This is a genomic window from Mesorhizobium sp. CO1-1-8, assembly GCF_020164875.1.
Classification (GTDB): Bacteria; Pseudomonadota; Alphaproteobacteria; order Rhizobiales; family Rhizobiaceae; genus Mesorhizobium.
Map to the genome: position 1 here is coordinate 459,596 of NZ_JAIUGZ010000004.1, position 12,534 is coordinate 472,129.

Below are 12,534 nucleotides of genomic sequence, written 5' to 3' on the forward strand. Positions count from 1 at the left end.
GTCATCCCCGGCTCTTCGCCTCCGCTTCGCCCCAGGATGACGAAGGCAGGGTCGTTTCAGCGATTCTGTTACGGCTTGTGAATGAACGCAGCGCCGAGAATGGGGCCGGGCATGCCGTCCTTGCCGACCGACTGCAGCAGCACGGCGCAGCCGCCCTTCTTGGCAATCTCGCTCATCGGCAGTTCGTAGCGCTGTGCCTTGCCATGCCACATGCCGGCGGTCTGGATGCCGGTGACGGCGTTCCAGTAGGTCATCTTGCGGCCGGTATTCTCGCCCTCGCCGACTTTGACCGTCTGCGGCGGGTCGAAATAGACGATGACGACATGGGCGTCGCTGGGGCCGTTGCCGGCATCGCCGGCGTCGATCATCACGCGGTCGCTTGTGCGGCTGACCTTGACGGGGACGCGCATGCCTTCGCCGCTCTTTGCCATGCGGGCGAGCGCGCCATCGACCTCGCCGCGGCTGGCGCCGTTGACGTGGACGCGGCCATTGATGACGGCCTGCGGCGTATAGACGGAGCGGCTGCCGAAGGCGCGCATATAGTCGTATTGCCGCTCGGTGTTCTCCTTGCGGCCCAGCGTGTCCTGCCAGCCGAGATAGTCCCAGTAGTCGACGTGATAGGCGAGCGCGACGATGTCTTCCTTGGCGGCAAGTTCGGAGAACAGCGTATCGGCCGGCGGGCAGGAACTGCAGCCCTGGCTGGTGAACAGTTCGACCACACCCAGTGGTTTTTCGATTTGCGGCTTGTCGGACTCGCCGGCATGCCCGGCGCCGGCAGACGCCGAGAAGGCCAGCGCAAGAGCTGCCAGCCACAATGATTTTCGCAAGGCCATGGCCATTCCGATTCCCGCCGGTGGTGCCGGCTTTATCTTGATTGCTAAAATATGTGGCAGAAGCGGAAGTCAACGGGAAGTCACGTTGCGGTGAAATTTTGCCATTGCCGCCGACCGCAACCCCGCAATAGGAAGGATCTGCGCTTCAGGATAGAAACCGATTCGGGCGGCAATCGCGATGTGGCAAACGTTTTTGGCGCCGGTCGATCTCTATTGCGAGCGGACCGGCCCGGAATTCTGGTCCGAGCCAGTCAACGCCCTGACCAACCTCGCCTTCATCGCGGCCGGCCTGTGGGGCGTGCGCGAGGTGCGAAGGCTGGGCACCGGCGCCTTCGCCGAGGTGCTGGCCTGGTGGGTGGTGGCGATCGGCATCGGCTCGACGATCTTCCACACCTTTGCCACCAAGGGCACGGTCTGGGCCGACGTGCTGCCGATCGCCGGCTTCACGCTGGCCTACACGCTGTTCAACCTGCGCCGCTTCCTCGGCCTGCCGTGGGGCAAGGCCATCGCCATCTTCATTGCCTTCTATGTGATTGCGGGGGCGATAACCCTGGCCGTGCCGGACTGGCTGCGACAGGCGTCGAACGGCACGACGGGCTATCTGCCGCCGTTCCTGGCGCTCGCCTTCTTCGGCACGCTGGTGGCGGCCGGCGGCAATCGGGCCGGCTGGTACAATCTGGCGGGATCGGCGATCTTCGTGGTGTCGGTTGTCTGCCGGATGATCGACCCGCTGGTCTGCGGCGCCTTCCCGCTTGGCACTCACTTCCTCTGGCACATCCTAAACGGGCTGATGCTCGGCGTGCTTCTAGCTGCTGCGGCGCGGTTTGGGGCGCCGAAGAATAGGGGAATAGGGGAATAGGGGAATAGGGGAATAGGGTTCCCTTCCCTACTCCCTTACTGCCCTACTTACTGCCGTACTACGCAGCCAAGTCGCGCAGCACGTATTGCAGGATGCCGCCGTTCTTGAAGTAATCGAGCTCATCCAGCGTATCGATGCGGCAGATGATCGGCACGTTCCTCACCGTGCCGTCGCCATAGGTGACCTTGGCGATCATCGTCTGGCGCGGTTTGATGGTGCTCAAGCCGTCGATCTCGACCAGCTCGTCTCCCTTGAGGTTGAGCGATGCCCATGAGGTGCCTTCCTCGAAGACGAAGGGGATAACGCCCATGCCGACCAGGTTCGAGCGATGGATGCGCTCAAAGGACTGCGCGATGACCGCGCGGACACCAAGGAGATTGGTTCCCTTGGCCGCCCAGTCGCGCGACGAGCCGTTGCCGTATTCGACGCCGGCGAAGACAACCAGCGGCACGCCTTCCCTTTTGTACTCCATCGCCGCGTCGTAGATCGATTCCTCTTCCTTCGACGGGTAGTGGATGGTGTAGCCGCCCTCGCGGCCGTTCTCGCCCAGCATGTGGTTGCGGATGCGGATGTTGGCGAAGGTGCCGCGCATCATCACCTCGTGATTGCCGCGCCGCGTGCCGTACTGGTTGAAGTCGGCGACGCCGACGCCGTGGTCGGTGAGGTATTTGCCGGCCGGCGAGGCCGCCTTGATCGATCCGGCCGGCGAAATGTGGTCGGTGGTGATCTTGTCGCCGAACAGACCGAGCACGCGAGCGCCCTTGATGTCGCCGATCGTGCCGAAACCTGACGTCATGCCGGCGAAATAGGGCGGGTTCTGCACATAGGTCGAGTTGTCGTCCCAGGCATAGGTCTGGCCTTCCGGCGCCTTGACGTTCTGCCAGTACTCGTCGCCCTTGAAGACGTCGGCATATTTGCGGGCGAACAGCTCGCGGGTGACGTTCTTCTCGATGAACTCCTGGATCTCGGCCGAGCTTGGCCAGATATCCTTGAGATAGACCGGGTTGCCGTTCTTGTCCTCACCAAGCGGCTCGGTGGTCAAGTCCTTGGTGACGGTTCCAGCCAGCGCGTGCGCGACGACCAGCGGCGGCGAGGCAAGATAGTTCGCCTGCACGTCGGGCGAAACACGGCCTTCGAAGTTGCGGTTGCCGGACAAGACCGCGGCGGCGATCAAGCCCTTGTCGTTGATGGTCTTGGAGATCGGCGCCGGCAGCGGGCCGGAATTGCCGATGCAGGTGGTGCAGCCGAAGCCGACCAGGTTGAAGCCGATCTGGTCGAGTTCCTTCTGCAGGCCGGATTTCTCCAGATATTCAGCCACCACTTGGCTGCCCGGCGCCAGCGAGGTCTTCACCCATGGCTTTTGCTTCAAACCGAGGCGGTTGGCGTTGCGGGCCAGGAGGCCGGCGCCGATCAGTACGCTCGGGTTCGAGGTGTTGGTGCAGGAGGTGATGGCGGCAATGACGACATCGCCGTGGCCGAGATCATGGTTGGTGCCTTCGACGGCGTAGCGCTTGTGGATTTCGGCGGCCTTCTTGTATTCGGTCTCCATCGCCTTGGCGAAGCCTTCCGGAATGCCTTCCAGGGCGACACGGCCTTCAGGCCGCTTGGGGCCGGCCATCGACGGCACTACGGAGCCAAGTTCCAGCTCGAGCAGATCGGTGAAGACAGGGTCGGCCGAGCCGGTTTCACGCCACAGGCCTTGCGCCTTGGCATAGGCTTCGACCAGCGCGATGCGGTCCTCGCTGCGGCCGGACATTGTGAGATAGCGGATGGTTTCCGAGTCGACCGGGAAGAAGCCGCAGGTGGCGCCATATTCGGGGGCCATGTTGCCGATGGTGGCGCGGTCAGCCAGCGTCATGTTGGAGAGACCCGGGCCGAAGAACTCGACGAATTTGCCGACGACGCCCTTCTTGCGCAGCATCTGGGTGACGGTGAGCACGAGGTCGGTGGCGGTGACGCCCTCTTTCAGCTTGCCGGTGAGGCGGAAGCCGATCACCTCGGGCAAAAGCATGGAGACCGGCTGGCCGAGCATGGCCGCCTCGGCCTCGATGCCGCCGACCCCCCAGCCGAGCACGCCCAGGCCGTTGATCATGGTGGTGTGCGAATCGGTGCCGACGCAGGTGTCGGGATAGGCTGTGGTTTCGCCGTCCTCGGTGTTGGTCCACACCACCTGGCCAAGATATTCGAGGTTGACCTGGTGGCAGATGCCGGTGCCGGGCGGCACGACGCGGAAGTTGCGGAATGCCTGCTGGCCCCATTTCAGGAATTTGTAGCGCTCCTCGTTGCGCTCATATTCCAGCTCGACATTGCGGGCGAAGGCCATCGGCGTGCCGAATTCGTCGACGATGACGGAATGGTCGATGACGAGGTCGACCGGCACCAGCGGGTTGATCTTCTGCGGATCGCCGCCGAGCGAAGCCATGGCGTCGCGCATCGCGGCAAGGTCGACCACGGCCGGAACGCCGGTGAAGTCCTGCATCAGCACGCGGGCCGGGCGATAGGCGATCTCGACGCCGGCGGTGCCCTTGTCGGTCAGCCAGCCGGCCACCGCCTGGATCGATTCCTTGGTGACGGAGCGGCCGTCCTCGTTGCGCAGCAGGTTTTCCAGCAGCACCTTCATCGAATAGGGCAGCTGCGAGATGCCGGTGAGGCCGTTCTTCTCGGCCTCGATGAGGTCGAAATAGGCATACTCCGCGCCGCCTGCGGTCAGCGTGCGGCGGCAATTGAAACTGTCGAGGGATTTTGACACGTGCGATCCTTGTCTGTTCAGCCTGAAAGGGAACGGACGCCGATGGCATGCAATCACGCGCAAAGGTGCGGGTACGGCCATTTCCGCTGTCCGTTCCCAAGCAACCCGAGCCGTTCAAGGCGGCGCGTGCGCTGGTTCGGCGCTAATTCTGTTCCCGTGCCGACCGCTGGCACGGATGCACCGCATATAGAGAATTTTCTGGAATAGTTCTAGACAGTTGGAAAGCAAATTTGTGCGATGCGGCAGCGACCGCGACACATGGTTTCAGGGCAGGCGAGGAATGCGGCTGATCGCCGAAAATCTGGGCGGCGAGCGAGGCGGCGACGCGGTGTTTTCCGGCATCGGCTTTGCCCTGGAGGAGGGTCAGGCGCTCATCGTCACCGGGCCAAACGGATCGGGCAAGTCGACCTTGCTGCGGATCATCGCCGGGCTGCTGCCGGTGGCGGAAGGCAGCGTGAGGATCGAGGGTGGCGGCGAAGCGTTCCCGTCTGTTGCCTCGGCCTGTCACTACCTTGGCCACCAGAACGCAATGAAGCCGGCGCTCAGCGTGGCTGAGAATTTGCACTTCTGGCGCGACTTCAATGGCGACGGACTGCTCGGCGTCGAAGAGGCGCTGGAAACGGTCGGGCTCGGCGGCATCGGCCACCTGCCGTTCGGCTATCTATCGACCGGGCAACGGCGCCGCGCGGCGACCGCCAAGCTTTTGGTCAGCCACCGGCCATTGTGGCTGCTGGATGAGCCGACGGCGGGGCTGGACAAGGCTTCGGAGGCGCGGTTTGCGGGGTTGATGGTGAAGCATTGCGCGGATGGTGGGATGATTGTCGCGGCGACGCATCTGCCGCTTGGATTGGATGGGGCACAGGCGTTGGTGATGGGGGAAGCCGGTTGATGATACCTGGGCGAAAGCATCTCAAATCATGCTAGCCCTCTTCCTGCGCGACATCCGCCTCAACATCCGTGCCGGCGGCGGGGCGCTGACCGGGGTCATCTTCTTCCTCGCCGTCATCGCCACCATCCCGTTCGGAGTCGGGCCGGATCTGAAGCTGCTGGCCCGCATCGGTCCGGCGATCCTGTGGATCGGTGCGCTGCTGTCTTGCCTGCTCGGCCTTGACCGGCTGTTCCAGGCCGATCGCGAGGACGGCTCGCTCGATCTCCTGGTGCTTGGCAATGATCGCCACATGCTGGCCTTGACGGTGCTGGTGAAATGCCTGGCGCATTGGGCGGGCAGCGTGCTGCCGCTGGTCATCGCGGCTCCATTGCTCGGCCTGTTTATGAACATGGAGCCGCTCGGCATCGGCGCCACGGCGCTGACGCTGCTGGTCGGCACGCCGGCCATCACGTTCGTCGGCGCCGCCGGCGCTGCGGTGGCGGTGGCGCTGCCGCGTGGCGGGCTGCTGATCTCGGTGCTGGTGCTGCCGCTGACCATTCCGGTGCTGATCTTCGGCGTTTCGGCAAGCTATGGGGCGACCGCCAATCCCGATCCGTTTTTGCAGCCCTTCCTCATTCTTGCCGCGCTGACCCTGTTTCTTGGCGTGCTGGGTCCGGTCTCGGCGGCGCTGGCGCTGCGCCATGGCACGGATTGACGCGGCGTATGACTGCGGCGCGGCGACCGATTGCGAAGCCGACGGAGCGAGGCTAAGGAAAAGCATGTCTAGACTGGGCGACATGATCGGTTTGGAAGGCCGCACTTCAGCGGGGCCTGCCGCATGAGCGCGCATGCACTCTACGTGACCGCCGCCTATGGCATCACTGCCGTGGTGCTGGCCGGATTGATCGGCTGGATCCTGCTCGACCAGCGGGCGCGCAAGCGTGAGCTTGCCGAACTGGAGGCGTCCGGCGTGAGGCGTCGCTCCGACAAGGCGGCAAAGCCATGAGCACAGAAACGGAAACGCCGCCGCCACGCACCCGTCGCCTGTTCGTGCTGTTGCCGCTGCTGATCTTCCTTGGCCTGGCCGGACTGTTCCTGTCGCAGCTGCTGTCGGGGCGCGATGTTTCGGAAGTGCCGTCGGCCCTGATCGGCCTGCCTGCGCCGCAAACCAGCCTGGCGGCGCTGGAGGGCTCAAACCTGCCGGGGCTCGATTCGAAAACCTTCGCCGGCAAGGTCACATTGGTCAACGTCTTCGCGTCGTGGTGCGCGCCGTGCCGCGAAGAGCACCCGGTGCTTCTGGCGCTGTCGCAGGATAAGCGTTTCACCATGGCGGCGCTGAACTACAAGGACCGGCCCGAAAACGCACGCCGGTTCCTCGGCGATCTCGGCAATCCGTTCCAGGCGATAGGGGTTGACGAAGCGGGCCGCGCGGCGATCGACTGGGGCGTCTACGGCGTGCCGGAAACCTTCGTCATCGGCAAGGACGGCAAGATCGCCTACAAACATGTCGGCCCGCTGACGCCCGAGACGGTGCAGGCGTTGCTCTTGCCGCAGATCGACAAGGCGCTGGCGGCGCATTGATATTCAGGTGATGCCGGTCTGCAAATGACGGTTTCCTGCGCTCCCCCGCTCTACTGCGTCGCAGTAGAACTGTGCTCACGTACCCAAAAGTGCGCTCCGCTCCGGTTCTCGGAAACCCTCATTTTCGACTCGGCCTGACCTGAATCTCAACGCACCTTGGCGGCGCGTCGTATCGGACTTGAGATCAGCCGTAGATCTGCTTGTGGATCTGGTAGAGCATTTCCGAGCGGTCGGCGCGCATGTCGGCCAGATCGCGGCTGGAAAAGCTGTCGATTTCGGCGACAAGGCGGTTGTAGTGCTTGCGCTTGGCAATGCTGTTGCGAGCGCGGGTCATGAGACTGTCGAGGATCATAGCAAGGTTCCTTTTTGGCGCCGCATTTCGGCGGCGGTTTCTTCCTCCCTTGATCGATACGAAGCATGACATAGTAATGGTGCATTGCAAAAAGAAGATGTTGCAATGCACCATTGCGCTGGACGCATAGCCGGTTAATGCGGCGCCTGACGTCATGCGCAGAGCAAGCCATGCTGTCTTGGCCGCGCTTTTTGCATGACACTGTGCGTACCCACATTGCCTTCTGTCCCTCAGGCTGGCTTGATCCGGCGTCATTGATGCCGGGAGGAAAGCATGGCGGCCGCAGACTATTATGAAATTCTCGATCCGCGCTTCGCGCGCCTGTTCAACGGCAACGCGCAGGTCGAAAAGCTGTTCACCGGATGCCAGTGGGCCGAGGGGCCGGCCTGGTTCGCCGCCGGGCGCTATGTCGTCTGGTCCGACATCCCCAACAACCGCATGCTGCGCTACGACGAGACCGACGGCAATGTCAGCGTCTTCCGTCAGCCGTCCGGCAACTCGAACGGCAACACCGTCGACCGGCAAGGCCGGCTGATCACCTGCGAGCATTCCGGCCGCCGCGTCAGCCGCACCGAGTTCGACGGCTCGGTCACCACGATCGCGGCCAAATGGAAGGGCAAGCGGCTGAATTCGCCCAACGACGCGGTGGTAAAATCCGACGGTTCCATCTGGTTCACCGATCCGAGCTACGGCATAGATACGGATTATGAGGGCGACAGGGCCGAGAGCGAAATCGGCGCCTGCCATGTCTACCGGGTCGATCCCGGCACCGGCGAGGTCGAAGCCGTCATCACCGACATGGTCCGGCCCAACGGGCTCGCCTTCTCGCTCGACGAGAGCAAGCTCTATGTCGTCGACACAGGCCGCACGCATGGCGCGCAGAATCCGGCGCATATGCGGGTGTTCAATGTCGGCAAGGGCGGCAAGAAGGTTTCGGGCGGGAAAGTCTTCGCCGACTGCACGGCCGGCCTGTTCGACGGCTTCAGGCTCGACGAGGACGGCCGCATCTGGACTAGTGCCGCCGACGGCATCCATTGCTACGATCCGGACGGCACGCTGATCGGCAAGGTCAAGGTGCCGGAAGTCACCGCCAATTGCGTGTTCGGCGGCAACAAGCTGAATAACCTCTACATCGCCGGCACCACGTCGCTCTACATGGTGCGGCTCATGGTCAACGGCGCCAAGACATACTGAGACTGGAGCACTGGCGGCCGTTCGACGGTTTCATCGAAGCGGGTCGCGAGCACCAACATCCCCGGGAGGACAAAAATGCCATTCGTCAACATCCGCATCGTCAAGGAAGTGATATCAGCCGATCCGGCGGGCAAGAAGGCGGATATCGCCAAAAAGGTCACGGCGGCCATCATGGACGCCACCGGGCTGAGCAACGACGATGTCTGGGTGGTTTTTGAAGAGGTCAACGCGCGCGATTGGTACGTTGGGAAGACCGATGTGGAGACGCTGCGAAAGGGCTAGCCCGAAGGTATGGGGTGGCCGCCGCTCAACGCGAGCGGATAAACTCCCCGAAGGCATCCAGCGCATCATGCATCGCCTGCCGGTTCGCCGGCTCGTCGAGGATGCCCGCCACCTCTGGCGGCTTCTTGCCGAGCAGTGCAATCTCCAGCACATCGTCGCAAAGCGCGAACGACATGGTGCGCATGATCTCGGCCAGGGCGACGCGGGCGAACAGCGAGCGCGGCGAGGCGTGCACCAGCATGGCGGGCTTGGCGACAGCGGCGTCGCGCGAGACCAGCCAGTCGAGGGCGTTCTTCAGCCCGCCCGGCACGCCATGGGCATATTCCGGACAGGAAACAATCAGGCCGTCGGCTCGGCTGACGGCATCGATCAGCTTGCAGGCTTCGAGCGGCGTCCGCTCGTCTTCATCGTCGGGATTGAAGATCGGCAGACGGCCAAGCCCGTCATAGACGGTGACGCGGCAGCCGGACGGCGCTTCGCGCGCCAGTGCGGCGATCAGCGCCGAATTTGTGGAGGCCGCGCGCAGGCTGCCGGAAATGGCAAGGATGTTCAGCAAGGTATGGAATCGGTCCAGACGCGAATCGCGTCCGGAAAACCTACCACATCGTCTTCTTGTATTCCTCGTCGAGCCAGCGGTCGGTCGCCTCGGCCGAATCGGCAACCGCCAGCTGATCGCGCATGATCTGGCCGAGCGTCGGCAGCGTCGCGCGGTCGTACCAGGTTTCCGGCTTCCACAGGTCGGAGCGCATGAAGGCTTTGGCGCAGTGCATGTAGGCGGCCTTGACGCTGACCAGGACGACGCTTTGCGGCTCCCTGCCGTCGACGGCGAGCCGTTCGCGCAAATTTGCGTCGACGGTGATGCGGGCGTCGCCGTTGACCCGCAGCGTCTCGTTCATCCCGGGAATGAGGAAGAGCAGCCCGACCGAGGGATTGACGAGGATGTTTTCCAGCGTGTCGAGCCGGTTGTTGCCGGGCCGGTCAGGTATGGCGATGGTGGTGTCGTCGAGAACGGTGGCAAAGCCCGGTTTGTCGCCCTTCGGCGTCACATCGGCATTGCCGGCACCGTCGGACGAGCCGATCAGCACGAACGGGCTCTTGCCGATGAAGGAGCGGCAATGGCCGTCAGGTTTTTTCAGCTCCTTGCGGATAGAACCGTCGGTCGGCCGTGGCGTCTTGTAGATCGTCCTCAACTGGTCGCGCGTGGTGATAAATTCCATGTCCCTCTCCCCTCTTTGTTTTGACGCGATTCGGAAGGGAAAACCGCTTCACACTTTTCCTGGGATTGCTCTATTTCCCGGTCTTATCCTCGAGTGAATGACGCAGGATCAGCGGCATCTGGCTGAAGGTGAACAGAAGCGTGATCGGCATGATGCCCCAGACCTTGAAGGTAACCCAGGCGTCGGTGGAAAAATTGCGCCACACCACCTCATTGACGATGGCCAGGAACAGGAAGAACAGGCCCCAGCGGAAGGTCAGTTTCCGCCAGCCTTCGGCGTCGAGGCTGAAGGCTGAATCGAAGACATAGCCAAGCAGCGACTTGCCGAAGTAGAGGCCGCCGAGCAGCACGCCGCCGAACAGCGTGTTGACGATGGTCGGCTTCATCTTGATGAAGATGTCGTCCTGCAGATAGAGCGTCAGCGCGCCGAAGATGAAGACGACGACGCCCGACACCATCGGCATGATCGGCAAGGTGCGGGTGAGCAGCCACGAGGCGATCAGGGCGATTGCCGTGGCGGCCATGAACAGGCCGGTGGCGACGAAGATAGGCCCGCCGAACTCGGCCAGAACAGGGAATTTCTGCACCAGCCATCCGCCGCGCGCATTGGCGAAGAAGAACACCATCAACGGACCCAGCTCCAGCACCAGCTTGAGCAGCGGATTAACGCCTTCCTTCTTCTGCTTCTGCGGGTCCGACGGATCGCGTTCGAGAATGGGTGGGTTCATGGAATATCTTTCTTGTGCATGATCCGAATCCAAAAGGCTGCACCTTTCTGGGACATGCTTGTTAGGCCACTCCAGCGATCGCCCTGGCGAATTCGCTTGCCGAGAAAGGTTCGAGGTCGTCGACCTGTTCGCCGACGCCGATGAAATAGACCGGCAATTTGTGCTTCGCCGCGATCGCCACCAGAATACCCCCGCGCGCCGTGCCGTCCAGCTTGGTCATCACCAGGCCGTTGACGCCGGCGATGTTGCGGAAGATCTCGACCTGGTTGAGTGCGTTCTGGCCGGTGGTGGCGTCGACCGTCTGCAGCACGGTGTGCGGTGCTTCCGGATCGAGCTTGCCAAGCACGCGGACGATCTTTTCGAGCTCCGCCATCAGTTCGGTCTTGTTCTGCAGGCGGCCGGCGGTATCGATGATCAGCACGTCGGAACCGGCTTCCCTGGCCTTCTCGAAGGCGTCATAGGCCAGCCCCGCGGCATCGGCGCCGATCTTGGAGGCGATGACCGGCGATTTCGTCCGCTCGCCCCAGATCTTCAGCTGCTCGATCGCGGCGGCGCGGAACGTGTCGCCGGCGGCGAGCATCACCGACAGGCCGCCATCGGTGAGCTTGGCGGCCAGCTTGCCGATGGTTGTGGTCTTGCCGGTGCCGTTGACACCGACCACCAGGATGACATGCGGCTTGTGTGAAAGGTCGAGCTCTAACGGCATGGCGACGTGGGTCAGCACCTTTTCCACCTCGGCCGCCATGATTGCGCGGACCTCGGTGTCGGAGACGTCCTTGCCGTAGCGGCTGGCGGCCAGCGCATCGGTGACGCGCAAGGCCGTCTCCATGCCGAGATCGGCGCGGATCAGCACATCCTCAAGGTCCTGCAGCGTCTCGTCGTCCAGCTTGCGCTTGGTGAAGACGCCGGCAATGTTGCCGGTGAGTTCCTTGGAGGAGCGGGCAAGCCCGTCCTTCATGCGCTGGAACCATGAGCGTCTCGGTGCCGGTTCCGGCGCCTTCTGCGGCTCGGCCTTCTGCTCGACCTTCTTGGTGACGGTCACCTTGCCGGGGGCGGCTTTCGGCTCCGGCGCGAGTGGTGGAAGAGGCTGCGGCTCGGGCGCAATTTCCGCAATAACCGGCTGCGATTCGATGGGCGCCGGCTGGCGAATGGGAGGTGCGATTTCGGCAGGCGGGGCTTCGGGCGTCGGCTCTGAAACTTCTTCCCTCTTCCCGTCATTATACGGGGAGAAGGTGCCGGCAGGCGGATGAGGGGCGGCGCCGACCTCTGAAGACGGCTGAAGAGGGGACGGTGCCGGTGTCGGCACCTCGATCGGCGCTGGTGTTTCTGCCGGGACTTCTGCAGGCGTCGGCACTTCGACCGGGGCCGGCTCCGGCTGCTTTTCCGGGCGTGACGGGACGATCTCCGGTTCGGCCGGCGCCGGAGCAGGGACTTCTTGCGGCTGCGGTTCGGGCGTGGGTTCCGGAGTTGCAGGGGTGACCGGGACTTCCTCGGGTGTCGGCGGCTCTGGAGCCTCTGGCGCGGGTGCGGGTTCTTCCTTCGGCGCGGGCTCCGGCAGCGGTTCCGGCTCGGCTGGAACAGTCGGCTCCGGTACTGGCGGGATGGTTGGCGCCGGCTCGGGCGTGGGTTCCTCGACCGGCGTCGGTTCCGGCGCGGGAATCACCTCCGGCTCGGCCGGCGTCGTTTCCGCCTCGGGCAGCGGCTCGTCGCGCTTCAAGAACTCCGGAACGACCTGCTCGGCCGCCGGCTTCAGCGCATCGAGTGCTTCCCATTTGATCGGCGGCAGCGGGGCGGTCTCGTCGATCCGCTCCTCGACCACCTCTTTCTTGCCGAACGAAAATATCTTCTTGAAAAAACCAGCCATGCTTTGCG

14 protein-coding genes are annotated in these 12,534 nt (G+C 63.5%); 7 read left to right on the top strand and 7 right to left on the bottom strand.

Annotated features, from left to right (window positions below; translation table 11 throughout):
- Nucleotides 1-68 precede the first annotated feature (68 nt).
- Nucleotides 69-839, bottom strand: coding sequence for a DUF1223 domain-containing protein (locus LB558_RS11240; RefSeq protein ID WP_224697613.1), 771 nt, complete (start codon nt 837-839; stop codon nt 69-71).
- Nucleotides 840-1,011: 172 nt separating this feature from the next.
- Here LB558_RS11240 and LB558_RS11245 point away from each other — a divergent pair, with 172 nt between their 5' ends.
- Nucleotides 1,012-1,692, top strand: a complete 681-nt coding sequence (locus tag LB558_RS11245; RefSeq protein ID WP_224697614.1) for a ceramidase domain-containing protein — start codon at nt 1,012-1,014, stop codon at nt 1,690-1,692.
- Between the two features lie 58 nt (nt 1,693-1,750).
- Here the strand turns inward: LB558_RS11245 and acnA are convergent, their stop codons facing one another.
- Complete coding sequence (gene acnA, locus LB558_RS11250; protein WP_224697615.1) at nt 1,751-4,441, bottom strand: aconitate hydratase AcnA; 2,691 nt, start codon at nt 4,439-4,441, stop codon at nt 1,751-1,753.
- A 280-nt stretch (nt 4,442-4,721) separates the two neighbouring features.
- Between acnA and ccmA the strand changes: the two genes are divergently transcribed.
- From ccmA to LB558_RS11270, 4 genes are all read left to right on the top strand, one after another.
- Nucleotides 4,722-5,330 carry a heme ABC exporter ATP-binding protein CcmA gene (ccmA, locus tag LB558_RS11255; protein ID WP_224697616.1) on the top strand — a complete coding sequence of 203 codons (609 nt, stop codon included), beginning with the start codon at nt 4,722-4,724 and terminating at the stop codon, nt 5,328-5,330.
- A gap of 28 nt (nt 5,331-5,358) precedes the next feature.
- Complete coding sequence (gene ccmB, locus LB558_RS11260) at nt 5,359-6,024, top strand: heme exporter protein CcmB (protein ID WP_224697617.1); 666 nt, start codon at nt 5,359-5,361, stop codon at nt 6,022-6,024.
- Between the two features lie 123 nt (nt 6,025-6,147).
- Nucleotides 6,148-6,315 carry a heme exporter protein CcmD gene (gene ccmD / locus LB558_RS11265; protein ID WP_127268184.1) on the top strand — a complete coding sequence of 56 codons (168 nt, stop codon included), beginning with the start codon at nt 6,148-6,150 and terminating at the stop codon, nt 6,313-6,315.
- Nucleotides 6,312-6,890, top strand: coding sequence for a DsbE family thiol:disulfide interchange protein (locus LB558_RS11270; protein WP_224697618.1), 579 nt, complete (start codon nt 6,312-6,314; stop codon nt 6,888-6,890). The genes ccmD and LB558_RS11270 overlap by 4 nt, the downstream gene beginning before the upstream one ends.
- 184 nt (nt 6,891-7,074) lie before the next feature.
- On the opposite strand, the gene LB558_RS11275 is transcribed toward LB558_RS11270, so the two are convergent.
- Nucleotides 7,075-7,242, bottom strand: a complete 168-nt coding sequence (locus tag LB558_RS11275) for a hypothetical protein (RefSeq protein ID WP_013528833.1) — start codon at nt 7,240-7,242, stop codon at nt 7,075-7,077.
- A gap of 273 nt (nt 7,243-7,515) precedes the next feature.
- Here LB558_RS11275 and LB558_RS11280 point away from each other — a divergent pair, with 273 nt between their 5' ends.
- Together LB558_RS11280 and LB558_RS11285 are read left to right on the top strand one after the other, a co-directional pair.
- On the top strand, nt 7,516-8,436 hold the full coding sequence (locus tag LB558_RS11280) for an SMP-30/gluconolactonase/LRE family protein (RefSeq protein ID WP_224697619.1): 921 nt from the start codon (nt 7,516-7,518) through the stop codon (nt 8,434-8,436).
- 75 nt (nt 8,437-8,511) lie between these two features.
- Nucleotides 8,512-8,718, top strand: a complete 207-nt coding sequence (locus LB558_RS11285) for a tautomerase family protein (RefSeq protein WP_023811297.1) — start codon at nt 8,512-8,514, stop codon at nt 8,716-8,718.
- A gap of 25 nt (nt 8,719-8,743) precedes the next feature.
- Here the strand turns inward: LB558_RS11285 and LB558_RS11290 are convergent, their stop codons facing one another.
- The 4 genes from LB558_RS11290 to ftsY form a co-directional block, all read right to left on the bottom strand.
- Nucleotides 8,744-9,274, bottom strand: a complete 531-nt coding sequence (locus tag LB558_RS11290) for an NADPH-dependent FMN reductase (protein ID WP_224697620.1) — start codon at nt 9,272-9,274, stop codon at nt 8,744-8,746.
- 40 nt (nt 9,275-9,314) lie between these two features.
- A complete protein-coding gene (locus LB558_RS11295; protein ID WP_224697621.1) occupies nt 9,315-9,935 on the bottom strand; it encodes a pyridoxamine 5'-phosphate oxidase family protein in 621 nt (206 codons plus the stop codon).
- 70 nt (nt 9,936-10,005) lie between these two features.
- Nucleotides 10,006-10,662 carry a septation protein A gene (locus LB558_RS11300; RefSeq protein ID WP_224697622.1) on the bottom strand — a complete coding sequence of 219 codons (657 nt, stop codon included), beginning with the start codon at nt 10,660-10,662 and terminating at the stop codon, nt 10,006-10,008.
- 61 nt (nt 10,663-10,723) lie between these two features.
- Nucleotides 10,724-12,526 carry a signal recognition particle-docking protein FtsY gene (ftsY, locus tag LB558_RS11305; protein ID WP_224697623.1) on the bottom strand — a complete coding sequence of 601 codons (1,803 nt, stop codon included), beginning with the start codon at nt 12,524-12,526 and terminating at the stop codon, nt 10,724-10,726.
- Between the last annotated feature and the right edge of the window lie 8 nt (nt 12,527-12,534).